Source organism: Lewinellaceae bacterium (assembly GCA_020636105.1).
Classification (GTDB): domain Bacteria; phylum Bacteroidota; class Bacteroidia; order Chitinophagales; family Saprospiraceae; genus BCD1.
The window spans coordinates 731,073-753,766 of record JACJYL010000002.1 but is presented as its reverse complement, the minus strand read 5'-3'; the positions used below and the strand labels follow the sequence as shown (position 1 = coordinate 753,766).

Sequence of the window (22,694 nt, the reverse complement as noted above, 5' to 3'; positions counted from 1 at the left end):
GAAAATTATTCCGGCGGGTATATTTATTCAAATGGAAAATCAACGCAAACGATCCATCGACTTTACGAGCTTATCGTCTTTTTTAATGAATCGAGCGGCAAGCGCAGCAAAAATAATTCCCAGAAAAGGAAGTGTTATGCCTGCAGAATAATGAATAACTTCAGCACCCTTTGCAGCAGCATCCAGAGAGAATTGGTAAATGGCCCAGCCAATTCCGCCTAACATGACCAAAATGGAAAGTAGGGCAAGCCTGCTTTGTAAATTACGATTTTTAAAAAGAAAAATAGCCAAAAATGCAAGGATTCCCGCCGCACAAAACAATGCAAGTACCACGGTATCGTCCAGAATGTTGTAAATTTGGTCACTGAATAATGATGAACCGGCCACTGCCACGTCAGTCTTCGCAAAAGGCAACCCAAACAGGCCAAATGCCGATCCTGTCGCCAGCAGCAAAAAAACAGATTGAATTCTTTGGATCATAGTTTTTATTTTTGTGGGCAAATATACAGGTTCACCGTTAAAATTCAGACAACGTATTTGTTTTTTCCTGTTTCAAGGGAACAGAAGCCGGGAAGAATGAATTCATTAGGAATGAAAGTCTTAACTTTAGTGGTTCAGAAACAATTTTTTTACGCTTTGCCGGTTTTTAATAATTGAATAAATGATACACAGTATGTTGTTTTTTACCGTTTATCACCTAGAACATCACTTCCGGATATTGGATGAAAAATATGAAAAGTAAATTGATGCGGACGATGAAGTTTTTGGTGGTTTTGGGTGTCTTTTCCTTAATTCCGGGATTACTCATCGGGCAGACTAAGAAGGATACTACTTCCCAAAAGGTCAATATTGACGCAGCTGATTACTTTGATTATATGCGGGCTGAGGGTAAGATGATACAAAAACTGACAGGAAGCGTTGAGTTGAGCCAGGACAGTGTTTTTATGTATTGCGATACGGCCATTATTGAAAACGAAGTGGATGTTTTTGCCCTGGGCAACATCATCATCCAACAAGGAGATTCGGTCACTGTTTTTTCCGATTCCCTGATTTATTCTGCTGAAACGAAAATTGCGGACCTCACTGGTAACGTAATTCTCCAGACCGGCGACCGAAGATTGTTTACCACTCATCTTCAATATGATCTGAGCACCAAAACGGCCACCTATCTTCATGGAGCGGTATTGACCAATGGGCAGACTCAGCTGAGGAGTGCACTGGGGTATTATTACGTTGAGGAAGACCTGATCTATTTTAAAGACAGTGTTGAGGTGGTGGATACCAATTTTGTGCTTAGAGCAGATGCCCTGATCTTCAATACGGAGACAAAGATCGTAACTTATGCCGGCCCTACTTTGATTACCATGGATAGTAGCAGGATCTATTGTGAATCCGGTTTTTATGAAACCGAAGATAATCTTGCCGAGTTTCGGCAGAATGCCCAATATTTTGGCCCCAACAGAAAGGCAAGAGCTGATACCATCGCCTATGACGGGAGGGTGAAGGAGTATAACCTGAAAGGGCATGCCCAGATGGAAAATGAAAGCCAGTATGCCAGGGCTTTGCGAATAAAATACCAGGAGCCAACCGATAAACTTTCATTGCTGGGCAATGCTGAATTCAGGGATTCTACCCGTCACATCACAGCCAATTCAATATTTTACGACGGAAAAAATGAAACCTACTCCACCCGCGGACGATCCATTATTGTGGATGAAGGTCGTATCCTGGAAGCTTCTCAGGTAGATTACGAGCAGGAAACGGGGATGGGCATCGCCATCGGGGAGGTCATTTGGAGGGATACGGCCGAACAATTGACCATTGTTTGCGATACGGCGGCTTATAAAAAAGAGTCGGGTTATCTTAGAGCTACCGGAGGGAAGTTGGGCCGTCCCTACCTGATTAATGTACTTGAGGGAGATTCTTTATTCATGGCGGCCGATACCTTGTTGTCTTTGGAGAAAATATCATCGGAGGGAGACAGTTCCCGTATTTTGCTGGCATTCAGGGATGTTAGGGTTTATAAAAGCGATCTGCAGGCATTGTGTGATTCCATGGCTTACAGCAGTGTGGATTCCATTTTTCATTTTTACGGGAATCCGATCATGTGGTCCGACACTTCCCAGTTTGTTGCAGATACCCTGGACATGCAGCTGTCCAAAAACCAGATCGACAAAATATTTATGAGGGATAATGCCCTGATTCTCAATTCGCCGGACGAGTTGTTTTTCAACCAGATCAAGGGCAAGGATATAAGGGTTGAATTTCGTGACGGCGAGATCCATAAAATGTATGTGGAAGGCAATGCGGAGACGGTTTATTATGCACGGGACGAATCGGATGCTTATATTGGTGTAAACAAAACTTTATGCAGTGAAATGATCCTTTCTTTTGGCAATAACCAGGTGGAGCGGATCAAATTCATCACTTCGCCACAGTCAAACCTTAAGCCCATGCAACAGGCCGACCATGAAAGCCTGAAATTGAAAGGCTTCAGTTGGGAACAGAAGATTCGGCCAAAATCTCTCAATGACCTTTTTGGTGAAAAACCCGGCCGTAATTTGATTACAATACCTGTCGGTTTGGTAAATCCGGAAGCCGGTGAAAAAGAAGGTCGTGGAGCACCGCCGCCAGGACAGAAGCCCGCAAAACAACAGATAAAGCAAAAGAATTAGGCACATTAATAAAAGGGATTTAATTCCCAAGGTACTTTTTTTTAAGCTACGGAATGAATCATTTATAAAATAAAATAGCTCCGTGGAAAGTTTAAAATGTACACTGATTACCAAAACCTAATACACATGAGTCAGGATATCTTACCCGTTCAACAGCTTAACCCAGAGGATCAAAAATCGGTTTACGATTTAATTGACACCTTTTTTGAGTACGAACCTAATGTGGCCGTTAAGGGATTGCAGGAAATGTACCACCAATTGGGCCCCGATGCTCACCCTACCGTCCGGTTTGTACTGGAATCTTTCTGGAGTTTTTTTCAAAGTCAGCTCGAATTTACCCAGGCGGGTAATATTGGGAAATCGATAGAATTATTGACTCAGGCACGGAGCAATTTTGAACAATTGGGATTGCAGGAAAACTGGAATATTGCCAATGGCCTGTTGTTGTATTACATGGCGGTAAACGACATCCGTCAACAAAATATTAGTGCAGGACTGGCAAAACTGCAAGAAGCCAAAGAAGCCCTGCAAAAAGCCGATAAATTCGGGAGCCAGTATCAGACTTTTATCGATCATTTTGAGCCCGAAAGCTTTTACATTGGCGGTGTGCAGGCCATGATGCAGTACGATTACAGCAATGGCGATATTCTCATCGAAAAAGCATCAGAATCCTCAAAAGCCCTGGCCAAGAAATACTATGAAAACGGCTCTATCCAATACAATACTTTTTACGGATTGGGACATGCTTACAAGGCCTTGTATCACCTGTTTTACAGCATGAACGAATTCAATAAGTTCAACTTCGACCTGTTTGTTTTTGGAGATAATGAGACCAAAATCGAATCGGAACAAGCCATTACTTTTTTAAGCGAGGGAGATTTGTCGAATATCAATATTTACAATTCTTTATTCCTATGCAAAACGGCTTTGTTTCTTTCTGAAGTGCTGGCAAAACTGGGCATCAGTACCTACAACCTGCTCAAGGGGGACGATGATGAAATCGCGGATTTGAAATTACTGAAACAGGTGGTCCGGAACGCCAAAAAGATGGCTTCCAAATCCGGCCCAAGTGCCATTGTTTACGTGCGATTTTGCGACCAGACAGAAGAGCAGATTTACAACCTCGAGCGGTTGGTGGCCTCGAAAGTTAAAAGCAAGGATGTTACTGTGATCAAAGAACCTGCAGAGGTGGTGGCTTCCGAGGCCCAAAAAGCTGGTTTCATAGAAATGATCGGACAGGGGAAGGTTGAAAAAGCCTTGAGCCTGCTTATAAAAAATGAAAAATCGCCGGAGGAACTCAAGGACCTCATTCTCCTGAGCAGCCAATGGCAGGATGTCAGGCATAAGGAAAATTTAAACCTTTCCACTCCGGAACAATTGGGAGTGATGAAATCAAAAATTATAGAAGGAATATTAAACATTGTGAATTAAGTTGCCCCTGAACATTTTTGTAGCTTTATGCGCTTAATTCATAACTGAACATTTATGAAGATGTCTTTGAATAAAAAAATGTTGTTTTTTCTGTTTCTTTTTTTTCCCGTGTTGGCAATGCCTCGGGAAGTTGAAGAAAAGTTTGAGCGTGCCAATAACGCTTATATCGAAGAGAATTACCAGGAAGCTGCCGACCTGTATGCCGGTCTCGTAGAAGAAGGGTATCAGACTGCAGCACTTTATTACAACCTGGGAAATACCTATTACCGCCTAAACAAAATACCGGAGGCCATTCTCTTTTTTGAAAAGGCACTGAAATTAAATCCACGCAATGAGGATTATCAATACAACCTGTCCCTGGCCAACGGACGGATCATCAGACCTTTAGAGGAAGTTCCTGAATATTTTCTAAACAACTGGTGGCGCACCCTGGCCGATTTTATTCCTTCCACTGGCTGGAGCATTTTGGGGCTCTTTTTATTATGGGCCGGAATGGCGGGCGGCATCGTCTGGCTGCTAGGAAAAAAACGAGGGAACAGAAAACTCGGCTTTTTCCTGGGAATCTTTTTTCTGTCGGTTTGTATTTTGCCTTTTTTGCTGGCGAGCAGCCGGGTGAAAATGGCCGCTCAGCATGAATCGGCCATCGTTTTGCAGTCAGGAACAGCACTGAAGTCGGCCCCCGAATCAGACCAGGATTTAACCGAAATACCGGCGGGAACAAAAATAAAACTGATAGATATAATCGGAGACTGGCATAAAGTACAATTGCCCAACGGCGAAATCGGCTGGATTCGGCAAGAGGTATTTGAAAATATTTGATCTCAATGGAAATCATTCAACTGGGGAGCTACAATATTTACGTTGGAAAATTAGAGGAAGAACTTGGAACGTTCCTGAAAGCCCGGAAATATTCCAGGCACTTTGTATTGGTAGACGAAAATACCGAGCGGCACTGTTTGCCTTTGCTCAAAAATGGTCTGCCGGATCTCGACATCCACCTCATCCGGATTCCTTCCGGGGAGATTCATAAACATATTGGGACCTGCCAGACCATCTGGTCGGAAATGATGAACGGCCAGGCGGATCGTCATTCATTACTCATCAACCTGGGCGGTGGCGTCATCGGGGATATGGGCGGATTTTGCGCTTCTACCTTTAAACGTGGGATGGATTTCATCCAACTGCCCACAACATTGTTGTCACAGGTGGATGCCTCTATCGGAGGAAAACTCGGGATAGATTTTATGCAGGTAAAAAACAGTATTGGTCTGTTCAAAAACCCACAGGCCGTCTTTGTCGATCCTGCCTTTATCAAAACCCTTTCCTTCGAAGAAACCCGAAGCGGTTTTGCCGAACTGATCAAACACGGACTGATCGCCGATAAAACGGAGTGGGAAAAGATCAAAGCCGTAAAAGCCTTGGACGCGGTCCATTGGGTTGAATTTATCCTCCCTTCCTTACAGGTTAAAAAACGCATCGTGGAGGAAGATCCACTTGAAAAAGGCCTTCGCAAAGCCCTGAATTTTGGACATACCATTGGCCATGCCCTGGAAGGTTATGCCCTGGAAACCGACCGGCCCCTTTTACACGGGGAAGCCATCGCTGCCGGGATGATCGCCGAGGCCTATTTGTCTTATAAGCAGGAGGGACTATCGGCTGAGGCACTGGAAGAGATCACTGATTTCCTCCTCAAAACTTACGATCTTTACCCTTTTGACAAGAACTTATACCCGACCTTCATCGCTTTGATGGAGCAGGACAAAAAAAATGAAGACGGGTTGATCAATTTTAGCCTGCTTCCCGCAATAGGGGAGGTGGCAGTGAACAGGACGTGTAATCGGCAGCTTATTGAGGAAAGCCTGGATTATTTTAATGGGAAAATTCAGGGAGTGTGTAATTAAGATTACCCGAACTCAAAACATACAACCAGCGAATTGCGTTCTAAAAGCATCTTTGTAGCTGGTTGCTGGTTTGTGACAATTAAGTAAAGGCTACAAGAACAAATGAAAGAATTGTTAAAACTTTATTCCCATAAAACCCTGAATCATTCACGCATTGAATCATTCTCACATTGAGTATTTCACGCATTGAATCATTCACGCATTAAACCATTGTCCCACATCCCATGAACTTTAATATATGAGGCATCGTTTACTCATTTTGTTTTTTATTTTCATCATTCCCATTGCTGCCAAAACGCAAAACTGCGGCCTGGCGGATACTATTCTTATTCAGACAAACAGTACCTCTACTGTTGATTTTACCCTTACAGATTATTTTAACAACGACCTTTCCGACCCCATGCAGGGGTTGTGTGGAGTAGAACTGCATTTCTTCCACCAGCTTTCGGAAAACCTCGAAGTTTCCCTGACCTCTCCTGCCGGTCAAACGGTGGACCTGATCGGGCCGAATACGGACGATCCTTTTGCTTTTACCTTTTTTACCAAATGGAAAATCACCTTCGTTCAATGCAGCGAAACGGCGATGCCTGACCTGGGGTACCTGGCCCAATGGGATAATGATCAACCCAATAATTTTGTGTCTGGTGGACAATACGACGGCTCTTATCATCCTTATAACGGCTGCCTGGAAGATTTTAATACCGGTCCGGTCAATGGACAGTGGACTTTTACCATCAATAATGATCCGTCAAATTATCCCGGGGCATTCGTTTTTATCCGGCTGATCTTTTGCGATTCGCGGGGCGTGGATTGTTGTTTTGCCGTGCCCGGAGAAATCAATGAGCCTGATCTGCTGACCTGTGAAGGGGATTCCAGCCTGATATTTGATCCGGAAATGTTTTTTATCACGGGGCCTGCCGATACTTCCGAATATGGCTACCAATACACAATATATGAGGATAGCTTGCTCATTGCCTATGACACTACCCTCAATTTACTGAATTATCCAGCAGGTCAATACGAAGTCTGTGGCCTTTCTTATCGCCTTACCGAACTGGACAGTCTTCCTGTCGCCGACGGAACGCTTAGGTTGGATGTCTTCAGAGATTCACTCAATAGCCTGACGCCCTGGTTTTGCGGCAAGCTTACGGATAGTTGTATGCTCATCCATATTGTTGCCACTCCGGATCCTGTAAGTTTTGAACAAACGATATGCGCGGGAGATTCCATCATGGTGGGCGATACTACGCTGATGGAAGAAGGGTTGCATACCATCACTTTGCTTAATTACGCCGGTTGTGACAGTATTGTGAATGTGAATCTGCATTTGGAACAATCCCCCATAATTGTAGTGGATTCAACCATTTGTCTCGGAGATTCGGTACAGATTGGCCCTTCCGTTTATTTCAACTCGGGATTGTTTTCCGACACTTTACAAACCTATGCCCTGGGTTGCGATAGTATTGTAAATCTGAACCTGACGGTACTCCAGCCTGTTTTTGTTGACAGAAATGTTACAATATGCGCCGGAGATAGTTTTGCGGTTGGGGATAGTACCTTTACGGAACAAGGTGTTTATTCGGTATTGATGACTTCTGCGGCCGGTTGTGACAGTACCGTGAATTTAACATTGAATGTATTGCAGGTAACTGCCCTGGTCACAGCACCGGATACCATCAATTGTTTTAACCAGGGCATTTTTTTGAATGGCAGCGGCTCTCAACCACAGGGACAACTTACCTATGGTTGGTACAATATTCAGGGACAATTCCTGGGGTCAGGTTTACTTTTGATGGTGGAACAGGCAGATACGATTTTCCTGGAAGTTTCAGCAACGCTCAATACGACCACCTGCTTTAACAGGGATACCGTTATCGTAATTGAATCTTTTGCCGCCCCGATGGCCGATGCCGGTTTGCCGGATACCATTACCTGCGCACAACCTACGGTCACTCTTGGTGGTCCGGCCACTACGATGGGGCCCGGGATAGGTTATCAATGGACAACTCCCACGGGACATTTTGTCTCCGCCTCAAACATAAAAATGCCCGTCGTGGATGGAGCGGGGGCATACACTCTGGTCGTCAGAGATTTGGAAAACGGGTGCAGGGATACATCTTCAGTAACCATTACCATAGACACCCTTGCTCCAATTGCAGAAGCCGGCGATGGATTTGTGATCAACTGCCTGACCCTGGATGGATCGCTTTCTTCAGCAGGGTCTTCCACCGGAAGCATTTATGCGTCCAACTGGACCGGACCTTGTATTGAAACCTTACCGACGGATCCGGACATCACCGTTTCCTGTGCCGGGACGTATTATTTCCAGGTCGAAAATCAGGAAAATGGCTGCATGGCTACGGACAGCGTTTTGGTAACAGGCAATCATGAATCGCCTTCCGCCATTATTGCCACTCCCGATACACTCAATTGTTTACAGGATCAACTGGTGCTGGACGGCAGCGGCTCAACCCCGCAGGACAGCCTGCTCTTTGAATGGTCGGGGCCCGGAATAGTTGGAAGTAATGATATTGCCAATCCGCTGATCAATCTACAAGGTGTTTATACCCTAACGGTAACCAATATGTTCAATTTTTGTGAAAATTCAACCATGGTCACGGTGGTAAAAGATACCCTTCGTCCAGTCGCGGATGCGGGCCAGGATGGTATTCTCACATGTGATATTACTGAATTGCCTTTGGGAGGACCGAATACGTCCATGGGAGCGGAGTTTACCTACACATGGATCACCTCAGATGGACACTTTACCCAACCTCCTGGCGGGCCTTTTAATGCTGCTGATTCTTCAGGCGTTTACCAGTTGGAAGTCATCAATGAGATCAATGGCTGCCGGGATACTTCTACGGTTATTTTCGGGGCTGACCAGCAGATTCCTTATGTTGATGGGGGGCCGGACCAGGAGTTCACCTGTGGTGATGAAAGTCTTATCCTGGACGGATCCAATTCTGATGTTACACAAAACCTGGCGGTTCAATGGACGGGCCCTTGTATAGAAACCCCGGCGGATGATTTGGTGGTAACCATCAGTTGCCCCGGTACCTATTATTTAGCCTTGACGGATGTAGATTCCGGCTGCCAGGCAAGGGATACGGTGGTCGTATCAACGGATCCTGCAGCGCTGTTTGCCATTTTGCCTGATAGTGCTATTATCTCCTGTGAAACCGGGACAGTGACACTGGATGGCTCTGCGTCTTCCCTGGCCATTTACCAATGGTTATTAGACGGGCAGCCCGTGGCTTTAAGCGGGAATTCGCCGACGGTTTCCCAACCCGGATTTTATCAATTGGTGGTTTCAAGTATTAACCAGGTGTGCATCGATACGGCCGGCATTCAAGTCGTATTGGATTGTGATTTTGAAGTAAGCCTGGCTTATGAGCCCCAACCAATCACCTGTGGAGAATCTATTACCTTTGTAGACACTGAAGTAACGCCCCCCAACCCGAATTATGTTTACGCCTGGGAAGGACCTGCGCCCGGATGTATCCTGACCAATTCGACCACACAGGATATTCAGGTGATATGCGCTGGTCTTTATACCCTGATCGTAACCAATCCTGCCATTGGAATAAGCGACACCTTATCGGCAGAGGTTTTTGCCAATGAAGGGGTGCCGGTCGCTGAGGCGGGGCCTTCGGATACGCTGACTTGTACCCAGCAAACGGTCTTTTTGGATGGGACAGAATCCTCCACCGGATTATCAATCGCCTATGTGTGGACAAGCATTTCGGATGATACCCTGGGGTTTCAACCCCTCATAGCCGTGAATACTCCCGGGATTTATTTCCTTGAAGTGGTGGATACCCTGAATGATTGCAGTGCTTTTGACGTGGTGGAAGTTTTTTTGAATAATACCGTACCCAATATCGTTTTTGGCAATTCGGTTTTTCTTTGCGAAAGCGACACCTTTGCTTTGGAGGCTTTTGTCAGTCCTGCCACCGGTGTTTATGAATACACCTGGTCAGGTCCAGGTATTGTATCCGCAGATTCATCCGTGGTGCTTATCGATTCTACGGGAGAATATGTGCTTGAAGTATTGAATACTCAGAGTGGGTGTATGGCCACGGGAACGGTCAATGTCGTTGAACAAATATGTATTCCCTGTCTTGAAATCCTTCCTCCTGATGAGCTTACCTGTGACGTTGAATCCATTGTTTTGCAGGGGCAGTTTTGTGAACCCTGCGGGGGGTGTGAAATTGAATGGACTACTCCCAACGGGGAAATCATTTCAGATACCACCTCTCTCAACCCTGTTGTTGGCGCTCCGGGGATTTATAATTTCACGGCCACCGATACCCTGGGGTATTCCACTACAGTTTCAGTGATCGTGTCGGGCCAGTTCGATCTGCCGGATGCTTTTGCCGGCGCGGATGCTACGATCACCTGTGATAGCTCCTCGGTTACCCTGGGAGATAATATGACTTCCTCCGGACCTGATTTTAATTACTCCTGGACTTCCATAACTGGTTCGCTAATAGCCCCCACTGACCAGCGATTTGCCGTGGCTTATGCCCCCGGCACCTTTGTGCTTGAAGTGGAGAATACCCTCACCGGATGCCTCAACTATGATACGGTCGCCGTGGTTATTGATACTTTACCGCCGATAGCCAATGCTGGTAGTGATCAGCTCCTAACCTGTGATGTGTCTCTTATCATCCTGGACGGAAGCGGTTCCAGTTTAGGGAATAATTATTCATACGGCTGGCAGGCTCCGGCTCCGAATTGCCTGATGGGCCTCAATAGTCTGAATCCCATTGTGAGTTGTGAAGGAACTTACCTGCTGACCGTGACAAATATGTTGAATGGTTGTAACGATACCAGTAGTGTTCATGTGGGCATTACCGACGACCTTCCTGAAATTCAGCCCATTCCAGGGGGGGTGCTGGATTGTCAGACGAATTTAATTACCCTTACGGGAAATACGCCACAGCCGGCAGCTTCTTACTCAGTAACCTGGTGCCCACTGGATGTTTCAGGCAACCCGGTAACAGGGGAATGTATGGACAATCTTGAATTTCAGGCGAATGCCCCCGGAAGTTACCAGTTTCAGGTGAAGGATAACAATTCAGGATGCTCCAACGCACTTACCGTAATGGTTACTCAGGATACTGTGCCTCCCATGGTCGATGCAGGAATCGACGCCACCTTGCTTTGTAATTCCGATAGCCTGGTATTACAAGGCATGGCCGGACCAGATATGGCGATGATTGATGTTTTGTGGACAGCCGATGGAGGGCAACTCATCAATCATCCGACAGATTTGCAGGCAGTCATATTTGGCCCAGGAGTTTATTACCTGCAGGGGACTTCCACATCAAATAATTGTACCTCCATCGACAGTGTTGTGATCAGTCTCGATGTAAATATACCCATCGCGGAAGCCGGTCAGGATACCACGCTTACCTGCTCGGTGGCTACCCTGATCCTTGAAGGAAGCGCCCAGACTTCAAGTGGTAATGCTTCTTTTTTATGGTCGACTCCGGATGGCAATATCTTAAATGGCGATGGCACATCAACGCCCGAAATCGATCAGCCCGGGATTTATTTTCTCACGGTGTTGGATAATCAAAACGGGTGCGTAGCCATTGATTCCCTTTTAGTAGATCAAATGATTGATGCACCGACTGCTGTGATCAATGGGGTTGGAGCGTTGGAACTTACCTGTACTGTAGATAGTTTGATTGTAGAGGCTGCGGGTTCTTTTTCTACTACCGGGGCTTCACTGGCTTTTCAATGGCAGGTAGTGGATGATGGTCACCTTTTCGGAGATTTGATGGCTGATTCCGTTGGAGTCGATGCTTCGGGGCTCTTTTTGCTTTTGGTCACAGATACTGAAAATGGATGTTTGGACTCCCTTGAATTCACTGTGGGGGAAAACACGATACTTCCGCCGATCCTTTACGAACCTCCATTGGACCTGGATTGTGCCAATGAGCAGGTCGTAATTGATGCAACGGCCACCGATACGACGGGAATGATGGTTATCTGGTCAACTGAGGCGGAAGGGATTATTCTCGAAGATGCCTTGTCGCTGCTCGTATTTGAGCCCGGGGTTTATATGATGACAGTTGTGAACGAAGAAAATGGTTGTGAATCGACCGTTGATATTTTTATTGATATAGATACGTTGTCTCCAACGGTGATCATTCAACCAGTATCGGAAATGCTGGATTGTGAGATCCGTGAAGTGAAAATCGATGCCGGTAATTCATCCACAGGAAGCCAGTATTTTTCCCAGTGGACCGCCAACCCCGGGCTTATTTTATCCGGTCAGGATTCCCTCGTGGCTTTTGTGGGGGAAGCGGGAAATTATACCCTGGAAATTTTGAATACTCAAAATGGTTGTTCTTCATCAGGAACTGTGGCGGTGCTTGAGGCTGCCACGCCTTTGACAGGGGTGGAGGTAACCGTAATAGAGCCTGGTTGTCTCAATTATTCAGGAGGCAGCATCACCGTGGATACTGTTTTGGGAGGAACGCCTTTATTTTTATATTCCCTCAACGGGAGTTCCTTTACTTCCACTTCCGTTTTTTCCGGCCTCACCGCCGGTGTTTATGAACTCGCGGTAAGAGACGTTAATGGTTGTGAATGGCAGGAAAGTATTATTTTGCTCGAACCCGAAGAGTTGGTAGTGGACCTTGGACCGGACATTGAGCTTGTGCTGGGAGACAGCGTCCGGGTAGAAGCGCTGGTCAACCGAACCACCTATGACACCCTGTACTGGATGCCGGCTGAGGCTTTTGACGATCCCTCGAACCCTGTTCAGGTACTGAACCCTGAAGTCACGACAGCCTATTCTGTTTTCGTAGTGGATGAAAACGGCTGTACGGATTCAGACGTGATCCTCATCAACCTGGTGAAACCGAGGCAGTTTTATATTCCCAATGTATTCTCACCGGCCAACGATGATGGGAATAATGATATTTTCATGATATTCGGGGGACCGGAGGTTAAAGAAATCCTCACTTTCCAGGTTTACGACCGTTGGGGGAACCTGGTTTATCAGCATGAAAATTTCCAACCCAATGATCCGACGTTTGGATGGGATGGAACCCTTGACGGACGATTGATGAATGCTGCTGTTTTTGGCTATTATGTGAGCATTGAATTTGTTGACGGCTGGATCGAACAGGTAAAGGGGGATGTTATTCTGATGCGGTAATTAACTAATAGAGCAGGTTTTTATCGCAATTTTCAAATGCTATATCCGTAATTAAAACTTCGTTTTCCTGAAAGACGAAATCGGTTTTCGCTTAAAAACGGAATAATTTCGTTTTTAAGGCGATAATTTTGAAACCTAAATTTATCATGACAATAAATTTTAAGCCTTGTTTGTTGTAAATCAGTAGGTTATAGTCAGGGGTGCTCCATGTTTTATAAAATCTAAAAAATTGGTCTAATTCTTTCAATAATATAAGTATCCATGATGCTGGATATCCTCTGCCATTTGGTGTGACCCCCAGATCCTAACCACACTATGAGAAAACAAAGATTTAATATTCTATAGTACATTGCCAATTTGAAGTTGGCTAATCGCCTTATTTTAAAAACCGTTAATTTTTGCAGAGAAAACGGAGAGGAGGGCGGGATCATTCCGCCCTCATTTTTTTTCGCAAAAGTTTATAATTAGGAAGAAAGCAGCCTTCTACTTATACACTTAAAAACGGACAAACACTCCCTTCAGAATAACATCGTATAAAAATTGCGAATTATTATTACATGAGGGTCATTGATAGTGCCGGTGCTGATTAAGTTTAGTTCCGGCATTATTTTTTTTAGGGATGAAAGACAGGTTCTAGAATTGTTCTTTTAGGTGCTCCATAAATTCACGGAGGGCTTTTAATTTCTCAATATAGGTGAGTTTTTCCTTGCCTGCATTTTTCCGCCGTTTGAGTTCTTTTTTTGCTCCTTCCAGGGTGAATCCCCTGTCGCGTAACAAGTTGTGAATGGTTTCAAGTTGTTGGATATTCTGGCGAGTGAAACGTCTTTCTCCTTTACTGTTCTTATGAGGCTTGAGGATGTCAAATTCTTTTTCCCAAAACCTGATCTGGGAGGTCGAAATATTGAACATCTCGGCGATTTCGCTGATGCTAAAATATCTCTTTAATTCCTCATCCTGTTCGTCGAAAATAGGTATTTGTGCCATCCTTATACAATTTAGAAAGAAAATGTACGATTTTTATTTGAAATGGGCAAGGTTTCTAAAAATCATTTCAGGTAAGGTCGACTTTTAGTCTGAACCCGGTATTCCTAAATCTCTAAGTTACAATTACTTTTGAATAATAACTTTAATAAGCCTGATTATTCTTTGTGCCGGATTGGGTTTTTTATATTTATTTAGAAAACGTAAAAAGGTTGAATTTGATCGATTGAAAAATGCAGTGTTCCCACCAAAAATTATTAAATTTGGAGGGTTAGCTAAAACAAAATCAATTGTAATGACCAATTCCATTATAACAGGCACAGGATGTTTTATTCCTGACCGGGAGGTAAAGAATTCAGACTTTATTGAGACATCTTTTTACGATGAGAAAGGAGAAAAACTGACCGCACCGAACGAGGTAATTGTTTCGAAATTTAAGGATATTACCGGAATCGGAGCCCGCCGGTATGCTTCCAAAGATATGGTGACCTCTGATATCGCAACGCTAGCGGCGCAAAGAGCCATTGACGATTCCGGGATCGATCCGGAAACCTTGGATTATATCATTTTAGCACACAATTTTGGGGATGTAAAATTTGGACAGGTTCAGGCAGATACCGTGCCTAGCCTCGCAACGAGGGTCAAACATGGATTAAGGATAAAATCGCCTGATTGCGTGGCCTACGATATCCTGTTCGGTTGTCCGGGCTGGATACAGGGAATGATTCAGGCTCATGCCTTTATCAAGGCCGGAATGGCTGAAAAATGCCTGGTTATTGGCGCAGAAACGCTTTCCCGTGTGGTGGATCCGCACGACAGGGATTCTATGATTTATTCCGATGGTGCCGGAGCCTGCATTGTAGAGAAGTCGGAGGAGGACGTACCACGTGGTATCCTGGCAACAGCAAGCGTAACGCATACTTATGATGAGGCCTATTTCCTGTATTTTGACAAGTCCTTCAAACCGGGAAAAACGCCTGATGTTCGTTACATCAAAATGTATGGCCGAAAAATCTATGAATTTGCATTGAATCATGTTCCGACAGCCATGAAACATTGCCTGGAAAAAAGCGGAGTAGATATTGAAGAGGTGAAAAAAATTCTCATCCACCAGGCCAATGAGAAAATGGATGCCGCCATCATCAAACGATTTTACAGGTTGTATAAAACTCCAAATGTTCCGGAAGGTATTATGCCGATGAGCATAGACAGGTTGGGCAATAGCTCGGTGGCTACCGTTCCCACCCTGTTAGACCTGATCCTGAAGCAAAAACTTGAAGGCCATGCCATTGACAAAGGGGACGTTCTTTTGATGGCATCGGTGGGTGCGGGGATGAATATTAATGCGATGGTGTATAAGCGTTGATTTATTCAAAAATTTCACCATTATACTCCACCTCCCCAATGTCAAAATTAGCATACACAAAAGGTCCGTTTGGGGTATGCCAGATGGCTTCCCCAAATGTAGGGATTTTGCGTCCGTCAATTTCCCTGTATTCTTTTACGGGCGTAGTCCATCGATAATTGTTGTAGGTCTTGCCATCGGATGATTCGTACCGGTCATCGGAACTGAAATTGGTTAATGCGCCCGATTCGTTAAAAAATAACCTGGCTTTGATTGTATGGCCAGCATTGGTAAAAGTAGCCTCGGTAGTCAAAGAATCTATCACCCTCCATTGAATGTTTTTGTCGATCAGTGTCGACGGGGCAAACAGGCACATATCATTAAACAGGGTGACCGTTTCTCCCTGTGTCATTTTTTCACCTTTTGCATTGGCAACTAAAAAAAGAGAAGCCAGTTTAATTTTCATCGTCGCCTCATTCCCTTGATAAATATGCAGTCCATCGAAGGGGATGCCAAACATACTGGATTTAATGTAAAAGGCCCTGGAAGGAGGATCATAAAAATTGTATTGACATGCCTCAATTTTCAGCCATTTGCCATTCATTTTCGTTTTCATCTTTACCGTTAGGGTTGCCTTGAAATGGTGAATTTTTGGTTTTCCTACAGCTCCGACAAACCGCAGGTATTGCTGAATGGTTACAGGCAAATTTACCAGATCTTCCTGTGAAAGGTTTTCTGAAACCAGCCTGGAAGTCAGTTGTTCCTTAACGGTGGTTTCAAAAATATTTTTAAAACTATCCGGACGGGTATTAAGAAAGGCAATTAAAACTGGGATAAGAATGAGGACGTTGGCTATGGTCCCGGCTTTGGCATCTGTCCAACTCATGACAATCAATGCCTGGGAAAACACCACAGCTGTCAGCCCAAACCACCACCAGAATTCCTTGTCGGTCAGGAAAAATAACAAGGCCAACAAAAATAAAATGGTCGTTAGCAACCATAATAATCCCACAGGTTTGGTAATGGATTGAGGGAGTTGTTCAATATTGGCGAGGTGAAATGCTTTAACAAAACCCATGAGGTGAATGAGACCGTGGATCAGTATGATCAATGAAAAAAAGATCTTCATCGTGGTATTGAATTTGATTTCTAAAAACCAAAAAAAGAGACTTTTAAACGTTTAAAGTTACAAAAAACCGGGGGGTATTCCTAAGAGTCAGAAGATCTTTTTAGCCACTGGAAAGTACCCTCCTGGATAGTTGCATGAGGATCCTGTAAAATAAAAAATGAAGCACCTTCTGGCAATCAATCCTCGTGATGAGGTTCCGACCCCCGATCCGGCATTTCGGGGATGAGCCCCTGTAGTTGGTGTGGCTGGTGGATAATGATGGGAATATGCTGTGAGCATACATAAAGATTTTGCTGTTTAAATTCAAACGTCAAAAGAGGCATTTCCTCACTCGTGCTTCCGCAAACGAGACACTTTTTTTCTATTGTCATTATTATATTATTTAATCAAGGTAAAGATACACTTCCCCAATGAAGTAATTATGTCCTTTGCCTGTTTTTTACGAACTTCGCGGAGTGAAATTCTAATCAAATAAAATTTAAAAATATGAACAAATCATTTGCATTTTTTGGGGCATTGTTATTAGTAGTCTTATCAGCCTGCCAGCCTGCCACAAAAGAAGGGGATGAGCAGACCAGCGCCACTGACGAGACTGCTTTCAACTGGAATCCTGAAAATTTTTCAGATAAAAAGATCATCCGGTACCAGATTCCGGGTTTTGACAAACTTAGCCTTCAGCAAAAGAAACTGGTATATTATCTGACCCAGGCCGGGCTTTCGGGCAGGGACATTATGTACGATATGAATTATCGCCACAACCTCGAAATCCGTAAAGCGCTAGATAAGATCGCTGCAGATTATAAAGGAGACAAAAATTCTGAAGACTGGAAAAAACTCGTGGAGTACTCAAAGAACGTTTGGTTCTCAAATGGTATTCATCATCATTATTCTACGGATAAATTCATTCCCGAATTTTCACAGAAATATTTTGAAAGTGTAACCAATGAACTGGGGATCAATCTTTCGGCTGAAGCTTTGGCCGCTATGTTTGATCCGGCGATTGACAATAAAAAAGTGAATCTCGACCCTGATAAAGGGCTTTTAAAAGGTTCTGCCGTCAATTTTTATGACCCGGATATTACAGAGTCCGAAGTGGATGCTTTTTATGCCAGCATCATGAAGAAGTCGGACACCCCGATTTCTTATGGACTGAATTCAAAAATGGTGAGAACTTCAAATGGAGGAATCAGAGAAGAAGTATATAAGGTAGATGGATTGTACGGAGCAGCCATTGAAAAGATCATCTATTGGCTCGAAAAGGCCAAAGGAGTGGCCGAAAATGAAAAACAGGCAGAAGCCTTTGGTTTACTGATTGATTATTACAAAACAGGAAGTCTTGAAAAATGGGATGAATACAATATCGCCTGGGTGGAAACCACAGAAGGTGACGTGGATTATATCAACGGGTTCATTGAAGTATACAACGACCCCAAAGGTTATCGCGGTTCTTATGAAACTGTCGTGGAGATCACAGATTTTGATGCTTCGGAAAGGATGAAGGTTGTGGCCGATAATGTTCAATGGTTTGAAGACAATTCCACCATAATGGATGAACACAAAAAGAAGGAGGTGAAAGGGGTGACCTACAAGGTGGTTACTGTGGCCGGTGAAGCCGGAGATGCCTCTCCTTCAACGCCTATTGGGGTAAACCTGCCCAATGCCAACTGGATCAGGAAAGACCATGGTTCCAAATCTGTCAGCCTGGGCAATATTATCGAGGCTTATGAAAAAGCAAGCGGGCCAGGCATGTTAGCAGAATTTGCTTATGATGAAGCTGAAATCGAGCGCGCCAAAAAATACGGAAGTCTTGCCGATAAATTGCATACGGCACTTCATGAAGTTGTCGGTCACGCCTCTGGTCAGATCAACCCGGGTGTGGGAACGCCTAAAGAAACCATGAAGAGTTATGCTTCCACACTGGAAGAAGCCCGTGCCGACCTCGTTGGATTGTATTTTCTCATGGATGAAAAGTTGATCGAACTGGGCCTGGTAGAAGATATGGAGGTTGGTAAAACAGCTTATGACGATTATATTATGAATGGTATGATGACGCAGTTGAGAAGGATACAACCAGGAAAAGACATAGAGGAATCTCATATGAGGAATCGACAGCTTGTAGCCTCATGGGCCTTTGAAAAAGGCAAAGCCGACAATGTAGTCGAACGGGTAACCAGAGACGGCAAAACCTATTTTAAAATCAATGATTATCAAAAACTCCGTGGTTACTTTGGAGACTTGCTTCGCGAAATTCAACGCATAAAATCCGAAGGGGATTACGAAGCTGGAAGAGCTCTTGTGGAAAATTATGGAGTCAAAGTGGACCAGGCGTTACATGCAGAAGTCCTGGAGCGTGCCGAAAAATTGAATATTCCTCCATACGGTGGATTTATTAACCCTAAACTGGTTCCCATAACGGATGCCAACGGCGAAATCACCGATATCAAAGTCGAATATCCGGACGACTTCACGGCACAAATGCTGGAATATGCCAAAGACTATAGCTTTTTGAAATAAATTAACATTTTTCATCAGAAAAAGAAAGGCCGGGACCCGTATTGGGTGCCGGTCTTTTTTAATTAACCACAAAGTCACAAAGTTCATAAAGGAGCTTCTTTGGCGATGCTATGTGTTCTATGTTACTATGTGTTGAAAAAAACCACAAAGTCACAAAGTTCATAAAGGAGCTTCTTTAGCGATGCTATGTGTTCTATGTTACTATGTGTTGAAAAAAACCACAAAGTCACAAAGTTCATAAAGGAGCTTCTTTGGCGATGCTATGTGTTCTATGTTACTATGTGTTGAAAAAAACCACAAAGTCACAAAGTGCACAAAGGAGCTTCTTTGGCGATGCTATGTGTTCTATGTTACTATGTGTTGAAAAAAACCACAAAGTCACAAAGTTCATAAAGGAGCTTCTTTAGCGATGCTATGTGTTCTATGTTACTATGTGTTGAAAAAAACCACAAAGTCACAAAGCGCACAAAGGAGCTTCTTTAGCGATGCTATGTGTTCTATGTTACTATGTGTTGAAAAAAACCACAAAGTCACAAAGTTCATAAAGGAGCTTCTTTGGCGATGCTATGTGTTCTATGTTACTATGTGTTGAAAAAAACCACAAAGTCACAAAGTGCACAAAGGAGCTTCTTTAGCGATGCTATGTGTTCTATGTTACTATGTGTTGAAAAAAACCACAAAGTCACAAAGTTCATAAAGGAGCTTCTTTGGCGATGCTATGTGTTCTATGTTACTATGTGTTGAAAAAAACCACAAAGTCACAAAGTGCACAAAGGAGCTTCTTTAGCGATGCTATGTGTTCTATGTTACTATGTGTTGAAAAAAACCACAAAGTCACAAAGTTCATAAAGGAGCTTCTTTGGCGATGCTATGTGTTCTATGTTACTATGTGTTGAAAAAAACCACAAAGTCATAAAGTTCATAAAGCTGCTTCTTATGTTCAGCTGTCAGCCCTGCTTCAGTATACTTCGCAAAAGAACGATCGCTTCGGTTCTCGAGCGGACGTCTAATTTGTCATAAAGATTCTTTACGTGCGTCTTTACAGTATTGATGCTGATGAAATGTTGATCGGCAAGTTGTTGATTGGTTTTCCCTTCATAGATATCTTTAAAAATATCGAATTCTTTATCGGTCAGGGGACTGTGCAACTGATTGTTGATCAAGTTTTTGTCGAATATCACAGGTTTGCGCATGCTCGCAAAATTGAACAAGGCGATCTCAAGGGTAGTAAAGATATCTTTTTCATCAAATGGCTTGACAATATAGCCCATTGGTTTGGTGTGTTTGGCCCGTTCGATGGTATTTTTATCTGCGTAAGCCGTCAGGTAAACGATTGGAAAATTATGATTTTTCAGAATGTATTCCCCAAGGCTAATGCCATCGGATTCAGCGTTTAGGTTTACGTCAAGAATGGCTATGTCCGGGGTATTATTGGACAGGAATTCCATGGCCTTTGCCGGAGCATTTGCGATGCCGGCAATGCTGTAATCATAGCCTTCCAGGATCGAAGCGATGTCCTGTGCGATGAGAGGTTCATCCTCCACGATCAATACCTTTATTTCATTCATGGTTGACCAGATTGTAGTTTTTGATGTAAATATTGACGGAGGTGCCGCTTTGCTCCAATACTTCCACGGCAGCATTCAATTTCTCAGAAAATGCGTCAATCAGGGTCAGTCCGAAGGATTTTTTCTTCATGGTTGGGTTGGTCGCCGAATATCCTACTCCGTTATCTTTGACACTTAGCAGGAGGTCATCGGATTGTCGTTTAAAGGTAACGATGATCTCCCCTTTGCGGTCTCCCGGGAAGGCGTGTTTCAGGGCGTTACTCAGTAGTTCGTTGAGTATGAGACCCAGCGGAATCAGGGTGTCTACATCCAGTTGAAGCGGCTCTGTATCCATTTTAAAGCTTACTTTGTCGGGATCGACATTATAGGAATTGAAAAGACTCTCTCCAAGTTTGCCAATATAATCGCCCACTTCCATACTGGTCAGGTGTTCCGTTTGATATAGATTTTCATGAATCAGGGCCATGGATTTTACCCGGTTTTGTCCTTCCCTGATGGCATTTTTAGCCTCCTGATCCTTAATGGTGCGTGATTGAAGGTTGAGCAAACTGGAAATCACCTGGAGGTTATTCTTGACCCGATGGTGAATTTCCTTGAGCAATAGTTCCTTTTCATCCAGGGCTTTTTGGATGATATTTTTTTGCTTCTGGAGCAACTGGTTGGTTTTTGATTTAAAATACAAAAACCAAAAAGCAATAGCCGCCATGAGTATCGCAGCGATGGCAATGATTAATGAGTTTCGTTTTTGAAGCGATTGTCGTTCGAGATCCAACTGGTTTTGGGCGAGTTCCTTGTCCTTTTTTTCAGACTCGTATTTTTGCAATGCCTCTGCTAGGTTTTTATCTTTTTCAATGGTAAAAATGGAATCCCGCAAGGAGGTGTAATTCCGCAGAGCATTAATGGCTTGATCTAACTGCCCGGTTTGATTATAAACCATGTAAAGAGAGTAATAAATTTCATCCCGGTTGGTCAGGAAATTGTTCTGTTGGGAAAGCTCTTTTGCCTTTTCCAGGTATTTTATCGCCGCGGGGAAGTTGTTGCGCAGCAATTGAATTTCTCCAAGCCCTTTGTTGGCATAGAGGTAATTGTAGGCATCTTCGGTTTCATCGGTCTGACCGATCACCCAAAGGTACAAACTGTCCGCCCGGTCCAATTCATTGGCTTCCTTATAGGCATTGGCCAGGTTATTCCCGATCAGGGACTGATATTCCGGGAATTTGGCGTCCTGTATTTTCCGAAATGCAGTTTCCAGTAATGAAATGGCTTTGGGATAATCCTTCCTGTTGACATAGATATTCGCCATATTGTTCAGAGCCATGGCACTTCGACGATTATCCCCCCGGGCATTAAAGAGGTCATAGGCTTTGGTGAAATACTTTAAGGTAATGGTGTCGCTGCCGCTGTTTTCAGAGGCAGCGGCCATGCCGTTGTAAATATTGCCGAGGACAGTGGTGTCTTTTTGGGACGTAAAATACTTTTCTGATTCTAGAAATATTTCCAAAGCTTTGTTGTATTCCCCCAGCGCATAACAGGTATTGCCTAGATAGACTTTTCCGATATTTACCTGGCGTTCATCTGATAATTTTTCGGCCAGCGCGATGTATTTAAGGATATAACCTTTAGCCTTTTTCGGATCGTTATAGGAAGATGCTCTGCGAAGCTGGTTGTACCATTCGAGCTTGAGGGTGTCATTATCGGTACCGGCGATCAAACGCTCGAGACTATCCACTTTTGGTTGAGCAAAAAGAGGAAAACCCAGTATGATGCAGCATAGGGTGAAGAGCAAGCCAGTGGCAAATTCGGAACGTTTTCTAATCATAGTGAAGTCTTAATGGGTGTCCAATTATTTCTGATAACTGCCCAATATCACCCGCGGGGGTGATGTGAAGCTCTGTTGATTCCGCTAATTTCGCAATTAAATATCAAACCAGAAACCCACATCCCTAAATTTCGAACAATGACCAGGCATC

At 44.0% G+C, this 22,694-nt stretch carries 13 protein-coding genes; 7 read left to right on the top strand and 6 right to left on the bottom strand.

Translation table 11 applies throughout. The features are described 5' to 3' along the window. Positions 1-39: 39 nt before the first annotated feature. Positions 40-480, bottom strand: a complete 441-nt coding sequence (locus H6571_20160; protein ID MCB9326065.1) for a DUF4293 domain-containing protein — start codon at positions 478-480, stop codon at positions 40-42. Positions 481-731: 251 nt separating this feature from the next. Here H6571_20160 and H6571_20155 point away from each other — a divergent pair, with 251 nt between their 5' ends. The 5 genes from H6571_20155 to H6571_20135 all read left to right on the top strand — a co-directional run bounded on the left by H6571_20155 (position 732) and on the right by H6571_20135 (position 13,187). Then, positions 732-2,675 (top strand): hypothetical protein, encoded by a 1,944-nt coding sequence (locus tag H6571_20155; GenBank protein MCB9326064.1) that lies wholly within the window; start codon positions 732-734, stop codon positions 2,673-2,675. 126 nt (positions 2,676-2,801) lie between these two features. Continuing rightward, complete coding sequence (locus H6571_20150) at positions 2,802-4,106, top strand: hypothetical protein (protein MCB9326063.1); 1,305 nt, start codon at positions 2,802-2,804, stop codon at positions 4,104-4,106. Positions 4,107-4,184: 78 nt separating this feature from the next. Continuing rightward, positions 4,185-4,925, top strand: coding sequence for a tetratricopeptide repeat protein (locus tag H6571_20145; GenBank protein MCB9326062.1), 741 nt, complete (start codon positions 4,185-4,187; stop codon positions 4,923-4,925). A gap of 5 nt (positions 4,926-4,930) precedes the next feature. Next, positions 4,931-6,007, top strand: a complete 1,077-nt coding sequence (gene aroB / locus H6571_20140) for a 3-dehydroquinate synthase (GenBank protein MCB9326061.1) — start codon at positions 4,931-4,933, stop codon at positions 6,005-6,007. A gap of 238 nt (positions 6,008-6,245) precedes the next feature. Further along, positions 6,246-13,187 carry a gliding motility-associated C-terminal domain-containing protein gene (locus H6571_20135; protein ID MCB9326060.1) on the top strand — a complete coding sequence of 2,314 codons (6,942 nt, stop codon included), beginning with the start codon at positions 6,246-6,248 and terminating at the stop codon, positions 13,185-13,187. A 633-nt stretch (positions 13,188-13,820) separates the two neighbouring features. Here the strand turns inward: H6571_20135 and H6571_20130 are convergent. Then, a complete protein-coding gene (locus H6571_20130) occupies positions 13,821-14,171 on the bottom strand; it encodes a MerR family transcriptional regulator (GenBank protein MCB9326059.1) in 351 nt (116 codons plus the stop codon). A 292-nt stretch (positions 14,172-14,463) separates the two neighbouring features. On the opposite strand from H6571_20130, the gene H6571_20125 reads away from it, so the two are divergent. Continuing rightward, positions 14,464-15,534: a ketoacyl-ACP synthase III gene (locus H6571_20125; protein MCB9326058.1), complete on the top strand. Its 1,071-nt coding sequence runs from the start codon at positions 14,464-14,466 to the stop codon at positions 15,532-15,534. 1 nt (position 15,535) lies between these two features. Here H6571_20125 and H6571_20120 read toward each other — a convergent pair whose 3' ends face one another. Beyond that, positions 15,536-16,642: a hypothetical protein gene (locus tag H6571_20120; GenBank protein ID MCB9326057.1), complete on the bottom strand. Its 1,107-nt coding sequence runs from the start codon at positions 16,640-16,642 to the stop codon at positions 15,536-15,538. A 176-nt stretch (positions 16,643-16,818) separates the two neighbouring features. Then, positions 16,819-17,013 (bottom strand): hypothetical protein, encoded by a 195-nt coding sequence (locus tag H6571_20115; GenBank protein ID MCB9326056.1) that lies wholly within the window; start codon positions 17,011-17,013, stop codon positions 16,819-16,821. A gap of 115 nt (positions 17,014-17,128) precedes the next feature. Between H6571_20115 and H6571_20110 the strand changes: the two genes are divergently transcribed. Continuing rightward, complete coding sequence (locus H6571_20110; GenBank protein ID MCB9326055.1) at positions 17,129-19,156, top strand: dihydrofolate reductase; 2,028 nt, start codon at positions 17,129-17,131, stop codon at positions 19,154-19,156. 947 nt (positions 19,157-20,103) lie between these two features. On the opposite strand, the gene H6571_20105 is transcribed toward H6571_20110, so the two are convergent. Beyond that, positions 20,104-20,724, bottom strand: coding sequence for a response regulator transcription factor (locus tag H6571_20105; GenBank protein MCB9326054.1), 621 nt, complete (start codon positions 20,722-20,724; stop codon positions 20,104-20,106). Then, positions 20,717-22,543: a tetratricopeptide repeat protein gene (locus tag H6571_20100; GenBank protein ID MCB9326053.1), complete on the bottom strand. Its 1,827-nt coding sequence runs from the start codon at positions 22,541-22,543 to the stop codon at positions 20,717-20,719. The genes H6571_20105 and H6571_20100 overlap by 8 nt, the downstream gene beginning before the upstream one ends. Between the last annotated feature and the right edge of the window lie 151 nt (positions 22,544-22,694).

Coding starts and splice junctions, on each gene's coding strand:
- H6571_20155 (MCB9326064.1), top strand. CDS start 732: ATGAAAAGTAAATTGATGCGGACGATGAAGTTTTTGGTGGTTTTGGGT.
- H6571_20130 (MCB9326059.1), bottom strand. CDS start 14,171: ATGGCACAAATACCTATTTTCGACGAACAGGATGAGGAATTAAAGAGA.
- H6571_20100 (MCB9326053.1), bottom strand. CDS start 22,543: ATGATTAGAAAACGTTCCGAATTTGCCACTGGCTTGCTCTTCACCCTA.
- H6571_20145 (MCB9326062.1), top strand. CDS start 4,185: ATGTTGTTTTTTCTGTTTCTTTTTTTTCCCGTGTTGGCAATGCCTCGG.
- H6571_20115 (MCB9326056.1), bottom strand. CDS start 17,013: ATGACAATAGAAAAAAAGTGTCTCGTTTGCGGAAGCACGAGTGAGGAA.
- H6571_20135 (MCB9326060.1), top strand. CDS start 6,246: ATGAGGCATCGTTTACTCATTTTGTTTTTTATTTTCATCATTCCCATT.
- H6571_20160 (MCB9326065.1), bottom strand. CDS start 480: ATGATCCAAAGAATTCAATCTGTTTTTTTGCTGCTGGCGACAGGATCG.
- H6571_20150 (MCB9326063.1), top strand. CDS start 2,802: ATGAGTCAGGATATCTTACCCGTTCAACAGCTTAACCCAGAGGATCAA.
- H6571_20105 (MCB9326054.1), bottom strand. CDS start 20,724: ATGAATGAAATAAAGGTATTGATCGTGGAGGATGAACCTCTCATCGCA.
- aroB (MCB9326061.1), top strand. CDS start 4,931: ATGGAAATCATTCAACTGGGGAGCTACAATATTTACGTTGGAAAATTA.
- H6571_20125 (MCB9326058.1), top strand. CDS start 14,464: ATGACCAATTCCATTATAACAGGCACAGGATGTTTTATTCCTGACCGG.
- H6571_20120 (MCB9326057.1), bottom strand. CDS start 16,642: ATGAAGATCTTTTTTTCATTGATCATACTGATCCACGGTCTCATTCAC.
- H6571_20110 (MCB9326055.1), top strand. CDS start 17,129: ATGAACAAATCATTTGCATTTTTTGGGGCATTGTTATTAGTAGTCTTA.